Raw genomic sequence first — 17,156 nt, forward strand, 5'->3', positions numbered from 1 at the left:
AAATGATAGTCAATTTAAAGAATGTACTTTTGCGTACCTCAACACTAAGCTCAGAAACAAATAAATCTTCATCGCATATACTTGATATTTCTAATAACCTTAGAGAATCTTCAAATGAAATAACCGCTGCTGTACAAGAAATTGCAAGTGGTTCTTCACTGCAAACAGAAGATACTTTAAAATGTTTACAAATATCAGACAACTTCAATAGTGAAATAAGTAAAAGCGTTGCTTTGCTTACATCCGTAGATTCTGCAACGGATAAATCAATAAAATTGTTATCTAAGAGTAACTCTATAATAGCTAATTTAAATAATGCATCTAACGTTAATTCAAAAGCCATGGAACAAGTTGTAACTAAAATGAATGATCTTGCTTCCAACACTAAAAATATAACTGTAATATTAAGTAAAATTAATGAAATCTCTGAGCAAACTAACTTACTTGCTTTAAATGCATCAATAGAAGCTGCACGTGCTGGGAAAGCTGGCTTAGGCTTTGCTGTTGTTGCAGATGAAATAAGAAAGCTAGCATCTCAATCTCAAAATGCTTCAAACGACATAGGTGTTATATTGAGTAAAATTAACAATTCAATAACATCTTCCCTTGATTTATCAACTAAAGCTCAAGACAGTTTCTCAGATGAAGTAGAGCAGGTTAAAGAAACAATTTCAATCTTCTCTCAAATTGAAAAATCCATCTCTGAAATAGGATCATCTATGAAAATCTCAATAGATGCCATGAACTTGATTGATAAAGAAAAAACAACATTAAATAATAATATTTCCAGCATAGCAAGTGTTTCTGAAGAAAACACCTCTACTACTGAAGAAGTTTCAGCTTCAGTAATGGAGCAAACAAAGGTAAATGAAGAAGTATTTAACTTAGCTAATAAATTAAGTACACAATCCGAAGAGTTGAAAAAGCTAATAAATACTTTTAAGTTCTAAAAAAAATTGCGAAGTAATAGTGCTTTGTAACATTAAAAAAAATCCATAAATCTAAGTGGTTATTTAAAAAAAAAGTGGTTGCTTTGGGTTCTAGAAGGATAATGGGCAAAGCCCAAACCCCGCGTATGTTTATACTCGCTGGATGCTCAGACAGATTGAAATATCTAAGTATTTTGTGATTTTTCTACCAAGATTTATTGGATTTTTTTTAAATCGTTCCTTCAGCACTATTACTTCGCTTCCACAGTAGTACAAGGAAAAAATTCCTCCGTACCTACGGAATTTTATGTATGAACTTGTACAGTCCATTATATATATTTAAAGCGTATTTTTCGTAGGGAACCGTAGAAAAATATTCCTTGTATTTTTGGTTTAGCGAAGTAACGGTATTGAAGGAATAGTTTAAATAAAATTTTATAGATCTTAGAGCCTAAATCGTAAAAGGCTTAGAACTTTCAATCTGTCTGAGCCAAAGGCGAGTTATTGAAAGTTCTTAGAATTTTAGGATTTAGACTCTTAGATTTATTAAATTTAATATATAATAATTATATATTAGATTTAGGGGGTGTTTAAAATTAAACACAAGAAGATTATATTATCCTTTTTAATATTCTTTGTTTTTATTTTAGTAAATGTAATAAATCCAAATTCCATTTACTTTAAATCAACTGAAAAATATGGAACAGTATATGCAACTCCAAGAGGAGGCTTTCACTCTGGAAGTTTTAGCAGCAGTCACTCGAGCTCAAGTGGAGGATTTAAGTCAGGAAGCTTTAGTAATTCTTCAAAAAGCTCTAGTTCAAAATCATATAATAGTAGTTCAGGTACCAAAAACTACAGTTCAGGCAGCAGTTGGCAATCGACAAAAAGAAGTTATATTCCAATACCTATCCCAATACCCTTTGGCCACAGCAGCTATATGGTAGAAGTTATTACTATGGAGGCAGCTTAATATCTCATGTATTAAAGTTTATATTATTAGCAATAGTTGTAATTTTTATATATAACTATTTAAAGAGACGTAGAAGATAATGGATATAGTGAATAATATGTTGCTTCTAGAATTGAAGTTACATATTTAAAGTAAATTTAATTTCACAATAATGTAATCGAAAATAAATTAATTAGGAGGATACAATTATGGGAGTTTTTAAAAGATTATCAAACATGATGAGGGCAAAGGTCAACAATAGTTTAGACGAAATGGAGAATCCAATAGAATTACTTGATCAAAAGATAAGAGATATGGAGGAAAGTCTCAATAAAGCAAAAGTTTCTTCTGCACAAATTCTTGGAAATGTTCACGAGATTGAAAAGAAAATGGAAAGAGCAAAATTAGAATCATCAGATTTTGATGCTAAAGTAAAACTTGCAGTACAAAAAGGCAATGATGAGCTTGCAAAAAAAGCACTTCAAAAAAAATTAGATGCTGATAAACAGTATGAATCTCTTTCAAAAAGCTATGAAGATGCATCTAAAAAAGCTACAATGATAAAAGAAAAATTAAGAGATTTAGAAGAAGAAATTGAAAAGACTAGAGCTTATAGAGATGAGGCTGCCGCAAGATATAATAATGCAGAAGCCACTAAACAAGTAAATGAAGTTCTTTCAAATGTAGATGCAGGTTCAAACAAAATAAATCTTGACGACATAGAAAGAAAGATTGAAAAGAAAGAAGCTCTTGCTGAAGGACTCGGAGACTTACAACAAGATACATCTTTAGATAAAGAATTTGAGGAATTAGAATCTGTAAATCTTGATGATGAACTTGCAAAATACAAAAATACCAACAAATAAAAAGATTATGTTTTAAATAAGTGTAAATATCAACACTTATTTAAAACATAATCATAAATTAAAGTAGTGGGGGCTTCTATGAGTAAAACAGAAGAATTTATATCAAAAGAAAAAGAATTTTATGGAAAAATCTATTCAAACATTGCTTTTGCTATAGATGATATTTCCGGCATAATTGATGAAGAAGACTTTAAAAATAGAAAATATACATCAAAACAGCCTATCCTTGATAAGTATATAGAGCTTCTAAATTCAGCAGAGTCTGAAAACAAAAATAAAAATAAGGGTTTCTTTAAAAATCTATTTAAAGATGATAAATATATAACTTTACTTGAAGGATATAAAGCTGATCACAGAAATGAACTAAATCAACTTGAAGACTGCTGTAATTGTCAATGCTTAAAATGTACTGCGGAATGTAAATTTGACAGCTGCAATAGATGCAGTGATAGAGGAATAGTAGCTTATTGTGATCATTCAAGAACAAATGTAGTAACATACAAAAATAGAATTTTAAATCTAGTAAATAACGACACTGGTATGGAAGATAGATATAATGTACTTGCTGTAGTTCAAGATGCATTAAATGACAAAAGATATATATTAATAGAAAGCATATCAAATTCTGAAAGATTTATACTATATTATTATCCTGGAATAAGGGAAGATTCGTATAGTGAAATAACAAATGAAGAAGACTTCAATTTTGCTGCTGAAGCTTATGATAATCTTTAGAATTGGTGCACAGTTTACAATACACAATTAATAAATCTGATTCTGTTGCTAAAAACTCTAATATTAACAACAGGATCAGAAATATAATAATTTCTATATTATGTATTGGTAAATCCATTATCTCAATTCCATTTGTTATATACAATTCTTAGAACCATTTGAGTATTTGGTCATATTTAAAGTTATCCACAAAAGTCACGATTTTGTCCACAGAAATTGTTAATAACTATTGGGGAAAACTAAACATTTTCATATATGATTTAAACCTATCCATAGTTTTTATACACATAATCAACATTATTCACATTTAAGTTATCAACTATTACATTTTTTATTTCTTTGTTCTAAATAAATGTCGATTTTTATAATTCTTTAAAACAAAACATTCTTTGGTGCTATTTAATATAATTTTCATATTCAATAAACATAGATTTTATAAAATCTCTATACTCATTTTTTTCACTTTCAACATCAAGATACATTTTTGTAGCATATACATCACAAAATGATGCTATAATTAAATACGGTGACTTTTCTTTAAATTCATCAAAAAAATTGTAAAACTCATTTTTATAATCCTTAGTATTTTTCTTAAATATGCTTAATGGATACATGTGATTTTTAACTATGCAACATACAAGTTCTTTGCCAACGGTTGAAAATCCTAAATTATCGCAAACTTTTGTGATTATATTAAATCCAGCTATATCATGTCCCTTAAAACTTATCTTGTCACCATCTTTTTTATAACTTTCGTATTTTCCTATATCATGAACAAATATGCCAAAAGCTAAATAATCTAAAGCATCGTAGTCTCCACTATTCCTCTTTAAACTATCTAAATTAACACCTTCGATTTTAAGATATCCTTTTTGTATATCCTTAAAAACATGATATGCAGTATTCATATGCGTAAAAGCATCTACTGCATGATATCTACATTTACCAATCTTTTTAAGCTCATCTACATATGGAATTAATTCTTTAAGCACGTAAAATTGATCTGCAAGCTCAAAAAAAACTCCACCTTCATCATTGTGTATTGTACTCATTACCTCACTTTCAATTAGGTTTGGAGAACAATTAAGTATATTATTTGCCTGATTTCTTATATTAACTTCAGTATATGCGCTAAAATGCATTCCATATTTTATATAAAATCGTATTGCCCTAAGTATCCTTATTGGATCATTTTTTATGCTTTCATTATTGACTTCTTGTATTATTCTTCTTTTAATATGGAGTCTTCCTTTAAATGGATCAATAATTTGGTTATTTTTAAGATTAATGCATATTGAGTCCATAGTAAAATCCCTACTAGCTAAATCATCCTCTATCGTATTTCCTTTCGCTTTTTTTATATTCAATATTTTACCTTCATAAGTCATTTTATATTCTTTAAGATTATTGTCAAATGAAAGGATTACATAACCTTTAGCTTTAAGTTTTTCTATGAATTCTTCTATATTATTTTTTATTATTATATCTAAATTTTTAGTTTCATATTTTACTCCTATAAGTTTATCCCTTATATATCCTCCAACTATATATACATCTAAATGTAAAACTTCTGCAATAGCTTTTATATCTTTTATAACTTTCATCAAATCTACCACCTCAGAATAATTATATCATATCTTATAAAGTTATATTTTAATCATGCTTGACAAGATTTTATAAACAAATTTTATATGTTCGACATTTTAATTGTGTAAATCCATATTATTACTATTTTATATTTTCCAATTTATATTACAATAATTTCCTGGAAATTATATTATAATTTCAACTTAATCTAGTTAAACTTTTATTTTTACATTGATATTTCTAGTTTTGTGGACATGGTAAATACTTGAATTTAATCAAAAAAAACCATTGACTTTTGAATTATATGGTAGTATATTAACTTTAGATGGAATTTAATAAAAAAATGTAACTATATTAAATTTTAATATTGACTTTTAATGTAATATTTGTTATTATTTAATTGTAGTATTTGTCGAATGATGTAATTTAAGGAGGATAAAAAATGAAATCAACAGGAGTAGTAAGAAGAGTAGATGAGTTAGGCAGAATAGTAATCCCTATAGAATTAAGAAGAACTTTAAATATAGCTGAAAAAGATGCCTTAGAAATTTATGTTGATGGGGAACAAATTATTTTAAAGAAATATGAGCCTGCTTGTATATTCTGCGGTGATGCAAAGGATGTAGTAAATTATAAAGGAAAAAATATTTGTAAAAATTGCCTTCAAGAATTAAAAGAAGGAAGATAAATAGATTTCTAGTAAAAAAACAGCATAGCTTGTCTATGTTGTTTTTTTATATTTCTATATATTTACTCAAAGGACAAAATACAATGAAAGATGATTTTTCTCCGCTACCGCTGCAAAAAATCTTAAACTTAATGCTTGCACATGGCGTAAAATATAGTATTCAGCGCAGCTGACACTAATAAGTTCTAAGATTTACCTGAGTAAAATCAAAGATAAATCCACCTTCACTGTGAATTGTGCACTGCTTCAAATTCTCATTTCTACAAAGATTCACACCTAAAATTCCGTAGGTACGGAGGAATTTTTTCCTTGTACTACCGTGTGAGCGAAGTAACAATGCTGAAGGGACGATTTAAAAAAATCCTAATAAATCTTGGTTCAAAAATCATAAAATACTTAGATATTTCAATCTGTCTGAGCATCTTTTCAGCGAGTAAACATGCACGGGGCATGGGCTTACGCCCAAACCCCGCATATGTGTATGCAACGAAGCATTGTTACTTCGCATTATTTTATTATACGTCTAGCAGCACAATATGATCTTAAGGGCGTTATTCTTACATTTGCCCCAGTATGAGGTGCTTCAATAAAAGTATTATCACCAGCATATATACCAACATGTCCAGGACCATCAGAAGCTGGTTCAAAGAACAAAAGATCTCCAGGTTCAAGATCACCCGTAACAGGAGAACCATAACCAACCTGTGCTTCACTTGTTCTTGGTAAACTTATTCCAAATTGAGCATATACATATTGGACAAGTCCTGAGCAATCGAATCCAGATGGACTTTCTCCTCCCCATACATATGGAACTCCAACAAATTGGCTAGCATATTTTACAATAGCTAGTCCACTAACCGAACTAGAAGGGCTCGGATTCACAGTCGGATTTATAATTTTATTTACACTGCTGCTTCCAGAACTGCTACCAGAACTTGTTGATACATTTAATGCCTGCAGCTTTTTCTTTTCAGCATCCATTGCACTTTGTATTTTTTCCATATCTGCCTTATGGTTATTCTCCTCAGCTTTTTCACTAGCCATAAGCTTATTTTGCTCTGCTTTCTTAGAATTTAAAGCACTTAATTTACTCCTATTTTCACTTTGTAATTTTTCAAGTTTAGAATTATCAGCCTCAAGTATTTTTTTCTGGTTGTCAATACTTTGTTTTTGTTTATTAATATTATCTATAATGTTAGTATCATACTGAATTAAATTTTTAACATTTTCAACATTATCTATAAGATCGCTAAAAGTTTTTGAATTTAAGATAACCTCAATATACTGCATATCAGTATTACTCATATACATCGCTTTAACTCTCTGCCTATAAATGCTTTGCTCTTCTTCAATTTGCTCTTGTGCTTCATTCAGTTTTTGCTGCTCATCAGATATTTTTGCTTTACTTTCAGATATCTTGTTATTTGTACTTGATATATCGTTATTTATCTTTCCAATTTCATTATCAATAACTGAAATTTTATCTTCTATCTCTTGTACACCCTTGAGAGCATTTTCATACTGCTGTAAGCTGCTGCTATATTGTTGTTGAAGAGGTGCAGCCAAGGTATTGCTTGTACAAGATAGTGTTACTCCTAAAGCAACAAATACACTTACTAATTTCTTATGCATGCTATCATTCCTTCTTAAAAGTTTATATTTTTATAAAACATAAAAAAGGGCACTTTTTATGCCCTTAAAAACCATATTTACTTATATTATACTCTTTGTTATAGCCTTTTTGCAATACTATAGCCTCTAACAGAAACAATTCTAACATTAGCTCCTGTATGAGGTGCTTCAATCATTTGTCCATTTCCAGCGTATATAGCTACATGATCCGGAGCTGTTGTTGGACCAAAGAATAACAAATCGCCTGGTTGTAAAGCTCCTGTTACTGTCGTACCATATTTAACCTGAGCTCCTGTATAATGTGGAAGGCTTACTCCAATTTGCGCGTAACAATACATTACAAGTCCAGAGCAATCAAATCCAGAAGGACTTGCGCCTCCATATACATATGGAATTCCTATGTATCTAGCTGCAATACCAACTACTCCTCCAGCACTAACATTAACATGTTGACCTCTATCCTGTGCTACATTGCTTGATGAAGACGAAGTCGAAGCTGAAGTTGTTGTATTCATGCTTAAAAGTCTTGCTTTTTCTGCATTTTGTTGAGCTTGAAGCTGGTCATAATAAGCTTTATTCTTTTGCATTTCAGCTTTTGCTTTACTTACCAATGCCAATGCTTCTAACTTTTTATCTTGATCATCTTTAATTTTCTTTTCTTGCTGATTCTGTAATGAAACTAAGTTAGCTTTTACATTAGAAAGCTTGTCCTTTTCTTTTTCAATTTGGCTTTTTTCAGAATTTAAATTATCCATAAGATTTTTATCATAATCTGCTATTTTCTGCACTGTTTCAATATTAGATATAAGATCACTAAAGTTCTTTGAACCAAGAACAATATTTATGTAACTTTGCTCTTTTCCATTCATATACATCGTTCTTATTCTTTGACTATATAACTCTTGTTCACTATTTATCTTATTTTGAGATGCTATAATATTTTTCTTTATTGAATCTATGCTTGTTTGAACTTTGCTTATCTTGCCATCTATGTCAGCTTTTTCCTTTGAAATCGTTTCAATGTCACCGTCTATTTTCATTACTTTATCTTCTAGATCCTGTACTTTTTGTTGTGACTGAGTTAAATTTGTTTCACTTTGATTTACTTGACCTTGAGTTGGTGCAGCTAACGCACTTGAACCAACTGAAAAAACTATACTTGCCACTAAAATAGCGGACAAAATTCGTTTATGCACTAATATCCCCCCTACTAAATACTTTATGTAAATATTTTCAGCGTGATATAAAGTAGCACTTGCCCTAGCACAACTTTATATATATTAGAATTATTATAGCATTATTACTTATAACTTTACAACTTCCATTTCCCATATAATTTTAGAGTTATCAAGAGTATTGTATACATTTCTACAATATACTTTAGTATATTCTATAATTTTAAGTTATTTTAAATTTATAGAATATTTATATATTTCAGTTTTAGGCACATTTCTATCTTTAGCCGTCATTTTTATCGCTTCTTTTTTGGAAAATCCCTTTTCAAGGTAATGTATAATATGATCTTCTACACTTATTTGTTCCCATTTTGCTCTTTCTTCCCCTTTAATTTCTTCTTCACTTCTACCTTCAATGATAAGCACATATTCTCCTTTTGCATTATTTTCCTTATAAAAATTCACTGCTTCTGACAAACTTGTTCTTTTTATGTCCTCATGAACCTTCGTAAGTTCTCTACAAATTGCTATTTTTCTATCTCCTAAATTATTTAGCAAAAACTCTAAAGTATTCTTAAGTCTATGCGGTGCTTCATAGAACATGATACTCTCACGTGAATCTTTAATTTGCTTAATAACCTCATTTCTATCTTTATTTTCCCTTGGCAAAAATCCTCTAAACAAAAACTTGGAACTATCCATTCCAGAATAAACAAGAGCCGTCACAAATGCTGTTGGTCCGGGGATCACTTCAAAATCTATATTTTCTTCAATGCATTTTAGTACAACCACGCTTCCTGGGTCTGATATTCCAGGCATACCCGCATCAGTGACTATTGCCACGCTTTTTCCCTCATTAACTAATTTTATTATTTCAATGCTTTTTTCTTTCTCATTAAATTTATGATAACTTATAAGAGGCTTTTTTATATTAAAATGATTTAACAGTTTTAAACTTTGTCTTGTGTCCTCCGCTGCTATAACATCACAGTTCTTTAAAGTTTCCAAGGCTCTTATAGTTATATCTCCTAAATTACCTATAGGCGTACCAACCAAAAATACTTTTCCAATCATACTTATACTCCTTACTTTTATATTCTTCCATATATCTTTTCAATTTCCTCAGTATAACTTCCATCCTCATTGTGAATATATAAAGGCTCTTCCCATCTTAAAAATCTTCCACCATCCCTTTGGCCTTCAACAAGCATTATGTTTGGTGCCTTTTTTACGCTTGGATGAACCATTCTTATTGATTTAGGCTCTATCTTATATTTTCTCATAATACATAAAACATCCGCTATCCTTTCAGGTCTATGTACCATAAAAAGCTTCCCATTATCCTTTAATATAATACGACAAGCTGATATGACGTCTTCAAGTTTGCAACATATTTCATGCCTTGAAATAGCATTATTATCATTTTTATTTATTATACCAGAATTACAAAGCTTATATGGAGGATTTACAGTTACAATATCTGCTTTTTTTATGCCTTTAATAAGCTCTACATCTTTTAAATCTCCATGCATGAAATCAATTTTATCCTCAAAATTATTATACTTAACCGTTCTATTGGCCATGCTGACAAGTTCATCTTGTATTTCAAGTCCTGTTATAGATGACGCTTCAGTTTTTCCCGCGATTATAAATGGAATTATACCTGTGCCACTACACAAGTCAACAACTCTAGCTCTCTTTTTAATTTTAGCATAGTTGGCAAGAAGCACTGCATCAACTCCAAATCTAAATGCATTCTTTTTTGTATAACTTTAATTCCATTAATCTGAAGATCATCAAGTGTTTCATCATCTTTTATTAGTTCCATACGCTCACCTCAAAATTATATATATTTTTTAAATTTTCATAATAATTTCTCTATTCGCTTTTTTCTTACAAAATCATTTTTTGCTCTTTTATATTATATTATATTATTATATATTTTCTAGGCAATATTAAAAAATTCACACAAATTGGAGGTGAAATAATGAAACTATTAAGACAATTGTGTATAATTTTAGGAATTTGCTTTATTGGAGAAGCATTAAACAAATTATTAAACTTACCGATACCAGGAAATGTTTTAGGAATGATAATTTTACTAATCCTCCTTAATACAGGCATTATTAAGTTAGAAAAAATTGAAGAAATAAGCAATTTTCTGCTGGAACATCTAGCATTTTTCTTTGTTCCAGCTGGTGTAGGACTTATTTCATGCTTTGGACTTCTCAAGAAAAACCTTATAAGCATTACTTTTATTATACTAATCTCTACTATTATTATAATGGCAGTTACTGGTCTAACTGTACAACTACTTAAGAGGAGGTGAAGTTATGGATGCACTTATACATACTTCTTTATTTTCAATATTAATATCCCTTATAGCTTTTGAAGCAGGTCTTTTTTTGTATAAAAAAACAAAGCTCTCAATTTTTAACCCCCTTTTAATAAGCATAATAATTGTTATTTTTATACTTAAAGGACTAAATATAACCCTTAATCAATATAATGCCGGAGGTCAATTCATATCATTTTTTTTAGGACCATCAACTGTTATTCTAGCAGTTCCTCTCTATAAAAAATTGATCTTCTAAAGAAAAATATTGTACCAATACTTCTAGGCATATCTATAGGATCGATATTCGGAATGTTAAGTATTGCAGCTATGTGCCATATTTTTAAATTACCTAATATGATTGACTTGTCACTACTTCCGAAATCAGTAACAACTCCTATAGGACAATCTGTATCAAAGCAAATTGGTGGTATTCCTGCTGTAACAGTAGCTGCTATTGTACTAACAGGCGTCTTTGGATCAATAATAGGACCACTTGTATTTAAGCTTTTTAGGATAAAAGATCCTGTTGCCATGGGAATAGCTATGGGAACATCTTCTCATGCTATTGGGACTACAAAGGCAATAGAAATTGGAGAAACACAAGGTGCTATGAGTAGTCTTTCTATTGGAGTAGCTGGACTTATTACTGTAATAGTTGCACCTATAATAGTAAAAATATTATCATTAATTTTATAGGCTTTGTTTTAAAATAAGCCTATAAAAAAATATGTACAGGACTATGATTTGCCCTGTACATATTTTTTATTTATTATTTTGATTTGATTCAACAGAATTATATTTTGAGTTTATAACTACAATATCAACTCTTCTATTTTTAGCCATATCAGCCTCATTATCATTTACAGCCACAGGATCATTTTCAGCATATGCAGATGCAATTAATTGATTATGTGGCACCCCTGCTTTATCTTCTAAGACATGCCAAACGTTCGCCGCTCTTGCCGCCGATAATTCAACATTAGATTGGAAATATTGATCATGCATAGGCCTGCTATCTGTATGTCCTTCTATTCTTATAATATTATTAATACCTTTTAATATTTTTCCTATTTCTACAAGCCTATTCTGTGCATCTAGCTTTACATCTGCTTTTGCAGTATCAAACATCATTGTATCAACAATACGTATTACAAGTCCTCTTTCCTGTAAATTGGTACTTATACTTCCAGTAAGTCCGTTTTGTTTAACATAAGTATCTACCTTTTGTTTTACTTCTTTTAATTTATTTTCTTCTGCTCTTTGAGCATCGCCTGTTGAAATTGCAGCATCCTTTTCAGCTTCCTGCAGTTTATCATTTTGCTTTAGATTTATAGAACTATCCTCACCAATAACTGATTTTCCTGATGCCCCGAATGCTGATCTTATTGATGCTGAAACTTTAGCCATTTTAACTTTATCTGCTGTGCTAGAAGCATACATTACTATAAAAAATGCCATCAAAAGAGTTATCAAATCCGAATATGTAAGAAGCCAACGCTCTGCATTTTCTGGCTGTTCGGCTTTTTTCTTCCTCATACTTATTCACCCTCTCTTGCACTTTGACTTTCATACTGTGCAAGTTGTTTCTTGTCCAAAAATCCTTTTAACTTTTCATCAAGTGTATTAGGATTTATACCTTCTTGTATACACAATATAGCTTCAATTATCAAATTTTTTTCTTTCATCTCTATTTCATTATATCTTTTAAGCTTAGTTGCTATAGGCAGCCATAAAAGGTTAGCTGAACTGATACCATAAAGTGTAGCTATAAATGCACTTGATATAGACTCTCCAAGAGCTGAAGTATCTGAACTAAGACTTGCAAGAACAACAACAAGGCTTGTAACTGTACCTATAATTCCAAGTGTTGGAGCGTAGCCACCTGCCGATTCAAAAATTGCAATACCAGCTTTATGCCTCTGTTCTATAAGTTCAACGCTTAATTCAAGTGTGTCTTTTACTGTTTGAGGTTCAATTCCATCAACAACCATTTGCAGACCCTTTTTTATAAATGGATCTATATCATCTCCAGATACCATCTCTTCAATACTAAGCAATCCTTCTTTTCTAGTTTTAAATGCTATCTGCTTAAAATAAGCTATTAATTCGACTAAATCTGCCTTTGGCTTTGAAAATACAACTTTTATAACAGCACCTATATTTTTCAATTCAGAAATAGGATAAGATACACCAACAGCACCAATTGTTCCTCCAAAAACAATTATAGCAGGCGCTCCATGAAACAGGTGAGTAATGTTACCGCCATCTATTGTATATCCTGCTATAATTGCACCTAAAGCAACAACTAAAAATATAATACTATCCAAACTCTTCTCCTCCTTAAATACCTAGCAATTATTCAATCTATTTATATATACTAAATTTGCAGTTTTAGATGGTCAGCATACTACCAAAACTTATTTCAGGGTATCATAATAAATACATAAGTTAAGATCCTAATTATTAACCATATATAACTGAACAAAAAGATAACTTCATTTATTTATAGTTTATTATCGTAAAAATAATTTATAAATTTACAACAATCTACATATATGATTAAAAAAATCTTTTATTTATTATAATAATTCCGTTTCAATATATATTTGTGCGAAACAAAAAAGTCCGCAAAATTGCGAACTTTTTTTATAAAAATACATATAGCCTATTCTTGAACTGGGGCTCCTACTGGGCAAACATTAGCACAATTTCCACACTCTATGCATGTCCCTTCGTCAATGACGAATTGAGTATCTCCTTGACTTATAGCACTAACTGGGCATTCTGAAGCACAAGAACCGCAGCTAACACAGGCATCTGTTATTTTATATGCCATATTAATACACCTCCCATCCAAAGGACATTTGAGTACTCTAATACTCCCTAATATTGTATCACGATTTTATTAATTTTCAAACTTATTTTCTCTTAAAACTGCAAATATATAGGTAAACTAAAAATAGTTTCTTTCTATTGCTAAGGAAGTGGCTTTTTAGAGTTCTATACGGTTAATGGTTTAAGCCAATGTATCTAACATGTCACTCTATAAAGTATCCCAAACTTTCTATGGATTCTATAATATCATCTAATTTTAAAAGGTAATTATCATAAATTATCTCAACAATTTTGTTTTCCTTATTAATATAACAAGCAACTACTCCTTCATTTTGTGAAACGACATTTCTAACTTTATTTACATCATTTACACTGCATATATTGCCTACCCTTAAAACAGATTTCATGCTTAATTCCTTCTCCCTAATCAGCTTTAAACAATTGTTTTATAGCTTCTGAATCCTCTTCTTGAATTTCAAGTTTTATCTGAGATTCATCAACACTTCCTTCATATTTTCCTGAAACAAGTGTAAGGCCTTCTATAGGAATTTCAGCTACTGCTTCTTCTCCATCTTGCATCTTGTATTTAACCTTAACCTTTTCTTTAACAACACTATTAGATATTACCTCAGTGTTTCCATATTCTTTAGAATAAACTATTGAACCAACCTGTGGCAATTTTTTTCTTATATACTCATAAGTTTCTTGTTCATAATTAAGACAGCACATAAGCCTTCCGCACACACCAGAAATTTTGGATGGATTCAAAGACAAATTCTGTTCTTTTGCCATTTTTATGGAAACAGGGGCAAAATCTCCAAGGTGAACAGCACAACACATTGGTCTTCCGCATACACCAAGACCTCCAACCATCTTTGCCTCATCTCTTACTCCTATTTGTCTAAGCTCAATCCTTGTTCTGAAAACAGCTGCTAAATCCTTAACTAATTCTCTAAAATCAACTCTTCCATCAGCTGTAAAATAGAATATAATTTTATTATTGTCAAAGGTATACTCTACATCTATGAGCTTCATTACAAGTTCATGTTTTTTATTTTTCAAAGCATATATTAAAGGCTTCTTTTTCCTTCTTTTTATTTTCAGCATACTTAATTTTATCCTCTTCTGTTGCTATTCTTATTACGCTTTTAAGGGGACTCACTATATTCTCCTCTGGAACGTCTTTAATTCCTATAACACAAGTTCCGAACTCAATTCCTCTTGCAGTCTCAACTATCACATTATCTTTCTTATTTATTTTAAGTTCACCAGGAGAAAAATAATAAATTTTTCCTGCCTTTTTAAATCTAATTCCTACAACGGTTACCATGTCAAACCTCCTGTATTTTAAATAGCATCGTATTATATGTTAACTCTATACTTACATTACTTTCTATATTGCTTCTAGCAAAATTTAATATATCAAAAATTCTATTGAGTTTATTCATTGAAAACTGCATTGCAAGCTTTTTTATATCTTCTAGTTTATCATTATTTATTATAATATCATCTTTTCCTGTTTCTTTATATACCAATGAATCTCTTATATATACAGTAAAACATTCTATAACTTCTTGCCACAATTCTTTATATTCTGTCAATTTCTGCGAACATTTTACTATATTATCATAATTCATTTTCTTTATATTAAGGAGTATATCTATAACCTCATTTCTTATTAAATTCAAAGACGTATTCTCCATAAAGTCTTCAGCTTTTCCTGGAATTCCTCCACTGAAGGCAAGAATAGCTTTAATTTCCTTATCAGCTAGATCTCCATACTTTCTTTTTATAAAAGTTATCATTTCTTCCTTAGACAACTTTTTCATTTTATGAAGTTGACACCTAGATCTTATAGTATCTAAAAGTCTCCCCATAGTTTCACATAAAAGAAGTATAAAAACCCCATGAGGCGGTTCTTCTATTGTCTTAAGTAAAGCATTTTGTCCTTGAATAGTAACATAGTCTGCATCATGAATAACTATTACCTTTTTATCAGCCTCATAAGGTTTTTTGTTTACTTCCTCAATTATACTTCTAACTTGGTCTACAGATATACTTTTTTTCCCTGAACTTATTTTCCATTCAATTAAATCTGCATACTCTTTAATTTCAGTTTTATCTAAAATTTTAGCCGCTAGTTCCCTTGCAACAAAACTTTTACCAATGCCATCTTCACCGCATATAATATGTGCATGTGAAACCTTCCCCATTTTTATAAGTTCATCAAACTCATGTCTTACTTCCTCATGCCCAATTATATCGCTAAACTTCATAGAAAGCCTCCTAATTTTATACTCACCATTCGCATTACCTTTATATCTTTAAAAATTTATCTACATCAACAACAAATATAGTTGCACCACCAACTTCTATATCTATAGGATAAGGAACATATACACCAGTAGAACCCCCAACTGGAGATGGTGATGTCACTACTTGTTCTCTTGTTCCGCATTCTTGCTTAATGATGTCAATTACTTTGTCAACGTCTTTTTCTTCAATACCTATCATAAGAGTCGTATTACCAGACTTTAAAAATCCACCTGTGGTAGCTAGTTTTGTAACTCTAAATCCACCATCAGTTAGAACATCTATTAAGTCACCTGCATCATCATCTTGAACAATCACAATTATTAGTTTCATATTAATCCCTCCTATAAGTTCTAATTTGAGTAAAACTAATGCAAAATTTAAACTATTTACATTCCAAAACTCAAATCTTCAGGGAATTTTGGTGCATATATAGTTTTTAGCTTCGCTAGTTTCACTATATACGTATATTTTATCACAAAATTCATTACACTTTGCAATTATTTTTTAATATCAAACAATAAATTTAGTCATACAATTTTTAATTTTTTTTACGCACAAATCTAAATCATAATTTTCATATTTGTAAGCAATATTGCATGCTTTTAACTTTTCCTCTGAAAAATCTATATTGTCTGCTAAAAACCTTCTGCACAGCTCGTTATACTCTGGTTTTCTCTGCTCTCTCTCTCGTTTCAAAGCTCTTTCTAGTCTCATTCCATCATCAACAGCAATATATATCGGGATAACATTTTTCTCTCCAAAATATTTTTTTAGATTTTCATATGCTTCTAGAGTAGTTATTAAAATATAATTTTCGCTTTCAAATTGAATCTGTCCATCGTCTATTGTACAATAATACCATTTCCCCCTTACAGTATTATATACTCTTTCTTCTATAACTTTACCTAAATTTTTATAATTAACAAGCTTTTCTTCATCAATAAAAAAATATTCTACTCCATCCGTTTCATTAACTCGTTTAGGTCTAGTTGTATAGGTTACGACTGGTTTTAAATTTAAAGTTTTGTCGTTTTTAAGTATTTTAAATATTGTATCCTTTCCACAATTGCTTTTGCCCATCAAACAAAAGATTTTACCCACAG

At 30.2% G+C, this 17,156-nt stretch carries 17 protein-coding genes and 3 pseudogenes; 7 read left to right on the top strand and 13 right to left on the bottom strand.

Annotation, left to right across the window (positions count from 1 at the left end; all coding sequences use genetic code 11):
• Positions 1–2 precede the first annotated feature (2 nt).
• From AGR56_RS13895 to AGR56_RS13910, 4 genes are all read left to right on the top strand, one after another.
• Positions 3–950: a methyl-accepting chemotaxis protein gene (locus tag AGR56_RS13895; RefSeq protein WP_053242731.1), complete on the top strand. Its 948-nt coding sequence runs from the start codon at positions 3–5 to the stop codon at positions 948–950.
• 565 nt (positions 951–1,515) lie between these two features.
• Positions 1,516–1,902, top strand: a complete 387-nt coding sequence (locus AGR56_RS19690; protein WP_242851459.1) for an amino acid permease — start codon at positions 1,516–1,518, stop codon at positions 1,900–1,902.
• A gap of 188 nt (positions 1,903–2,090) precedes the next feature.
• The gene (locus AGR56_RS13905; protein WP_053242733.1) at positions 2,091–2,747 is read left to right on the top strand and encodes a PspA/IM30 family protein; all 657 of its coding nucleotides are present in this window, start codon (positions 2,091–2,093) and stop codon (positions 2,745–2,747) included.
• Positions 2,748–2,825: 78 nt separating this feature from the next.
• Complete coding sequence (locus tag AGR56_RS13910; RefSeq protein ID WP_053242734.1) at positions 2,826–3,482, top strand: hypothetical protein; 657 nt, start codon at positions 2,826–2,828, stop codon at positions 3,480–3,482.
• 395 nt (positions 3,483–3,877) lie between these two features.
• On the opposite strand, the gene AGR56_RS13915 is transcribed toward AGR56_RS13910, so the two are convergent.
• Positions 3,878–5,086, bottom strand: coding sequence for an HD domain-containing protein (locus tag AGR56_RS13915; RefSeq protein WP_053242735.1), 1,209 nt, complete (start codon positions 5,084–5,086; stop codon positions 3,878–3,880).
• A gap of 425 nt (positions 5,087–5,511) precedes the next feature.
• Between AGR56_RS13915 and AGR56_RS13920 the strand changes: the two genes are divergently transcribed.
• Complete coding sequence (locus AGR56_RS13920; RefSeq protein WP_053242736.1) at positions 5,512–5,757, top strand: AbrB/MazE/SpoVT family DNA-binding domain-containing protein; 246 nt, start codon at positions 5,512–5,514, stop codon at positions 5,755–5,757.
• A gap of 507 nt (positions 5,758–6,264) precedes the next feature.
• Here the strand turns inward: AGR56_RS13920 and AGR56_RS13925 are convergent.
• The 4 genes and pseudogenes from AGR56_RS13925 to AGR56_RS13940 all read right to left on the bottom strand — a co-directional run bounded on the left by AGR56_RS13925 (position 6,265) and on the right by AGR56_RS13940 (position 10,392).
• Positions 6,265–7,389 (bottom strand): C40 family peptidase, encoded by a 1,125-nt coding sequence (locus AGR56_RS13925; protein WP_053242737.1) that lies wholly within the window; start codon positions 7,387–7,389, stop codon positions 6,265–6,267.
• Positions 7,390–7,487: 98 nt separating this feature from the next.
• Positions 7,488–8,585 carry a C40 family peptidase gene (locus tag AGR56_RS13930; RefSeq protein ID WP_053242738.1) on the bottom strand — a complete coding sequence of 366 codons (1,098 nt, stop codon included), beginning with the start codon at positions 8,583–8,585 and terminating at the stop codon, positions 7,488–7,490.
• Between the two features lie 207 nt (positions 8,586–8,792).
• The gene (gene rsmI, locus AGR56_RS13935; protein ID WP_053242739.1) at positions 8,793–9,638 is read right to left on the bottom strand and encodes a 16S rRNA (cytidine(1402)-2'-O)-methyltransferase; all 846 of its coding nucleotides are present in this window, start codon (positions 9,636–9,638) and stop codon (positions 8,793–8,795) included.
• 17 nt (positions 9,639–9,655) lie between these two features.
• Positions 9,656–10,392: pseudogene (locus AGR56_RS13940) on the bottom strand (tRNA1(Val) (adenine(37)-N6)-methyltransferase).
• 159 nt (positions 10,393–10,551) lie between these two features.
• Here AGR56_RS13940 and AGR56_RS13945 point away from each other — a divergent pair.
• Complete coding sequence (locus tag AGR56_RS13945; protein WP_053242740.1) at positions 10,552–10,893, top strand: CidA/LrgA family protein; 342 nt, start codon at positions 10,552–10,554, stop codon at positions 10,891–10,893.
• Between the two features lie 4 nt (positions 10,894–10,897).
• Positions 10,898–11,598: pseudogene (locus tag AGR56_RS13950) on the top strand (LrgB family protein).
• 66 nt (positions 11,599–11,664) lie between these two features.
• Here the strand turns inward: AGR56_RS13950 and AGR56_RS13955 are convergent.
• The 8 genes and pseudogenes from AGR56_RS13955 to AGR56_RS13990 all read right to left on the bottom strand — a co-directional run bounded on the left by AGR56_RS13955 (position 11,665) and on the right by AGR56_RS13990 (position 17,154).
• Positions 11,665–12,438: a flagellar motor protein MotB gene (locus AGR56_RS13955; RefSeq protein WP_053242741.1), complete on the bottom strand. Its 774-nt coding sequence runs from the start codon at positions 12,436–12,438 to the stop codon at positions 11,665–11,667.
• Positions 12,439–12,440: 2 nt separating this feature from the next.
• Positions 12,441–13,229, bottom strand: a complete 789-nt coding sequence (locus AGR56_RS13960; RefSeq protein ID WP_053242742.1) for a motility protein A — start codon at positions 13,227–13,229, stop codon at positions 12,441–12,443.
• A 338-nt stretch (positions 13,230–13,567) separates the two neighbouring features.
• Positions 13,568–13,738 (bottom strand): 4Fe-4S binding protein, encoded by a 171-nt coding sequence (locus AGR56_RS13965; protein ID WP_053242743.1) that lies wholly within the window; start codon positions 13,736–13,738, stop codon positions 13,568–13,570.
• Positions 13,739–13,940: 202 nt separating this feature from the next.
• A complete protein-coding gene (locus AGR56_RS13970; RefSeq protein WP_053242744.1) occupies positions 13,941–14,144 on the bottom strand; it encodes a heavy-metal-associated domain-containing protein in 204 nt (67 codons plus the stop codon).
• A 16-nt stretch (positions 14,145–14,160) separates the two neighbouring features.
• Positions 14,161–15,067, bottom strand: a pseudogene (locus AGR56_RS13975) (stage 0 sporulation family protein).
• Between the two features lies 1 nt (position 15,068).
• Entirely contained in the window at positions 15,069–16,013 is a 945-nt protein-coding gene (locus tag AGR56_RS13980) for a DNA polymerase III subunit delta' (RefSeq protein WP_053242745.1), read from the bottom strand.
• A gap of 40 nt (positions 16,014–16,053) precedes the next feature.
• Positions 16,054–16,383, bottom strand: coding sequence for a cyclic-di-AMP receptor (locus tag AGR56_RS13985; RefSeq protein ID WP_053242746.1), 330 nt, complete (start codon positions 16,381–16,383; stop codon positions 16,054–16,056).
• A 180-nt stretch (positions 16,384–16,563) separates the two neighbouring features.
• Entirely contained in the window at positions 16,564–17,154 is a 591-nt protein-coding gene (locus tag AGR56_RS13990; RefSeq protein ID WP_053242747.1) for a guanylate kinase, read from the bottom strand.
• Positions 17,155–17,156: the final 2 nt, after the last annotated feature.

Source organism: Clostridium sp. DMHC 10, assembly GCF_001270375.1.
In the GTDB taxonomy this organism is placed as follows: domain Bacteria; phylum Bacillota; class Clostridia; order Clostridiales; family Clostridiaceae; genus Clostridium_S; species Clostridium_S guangxiense.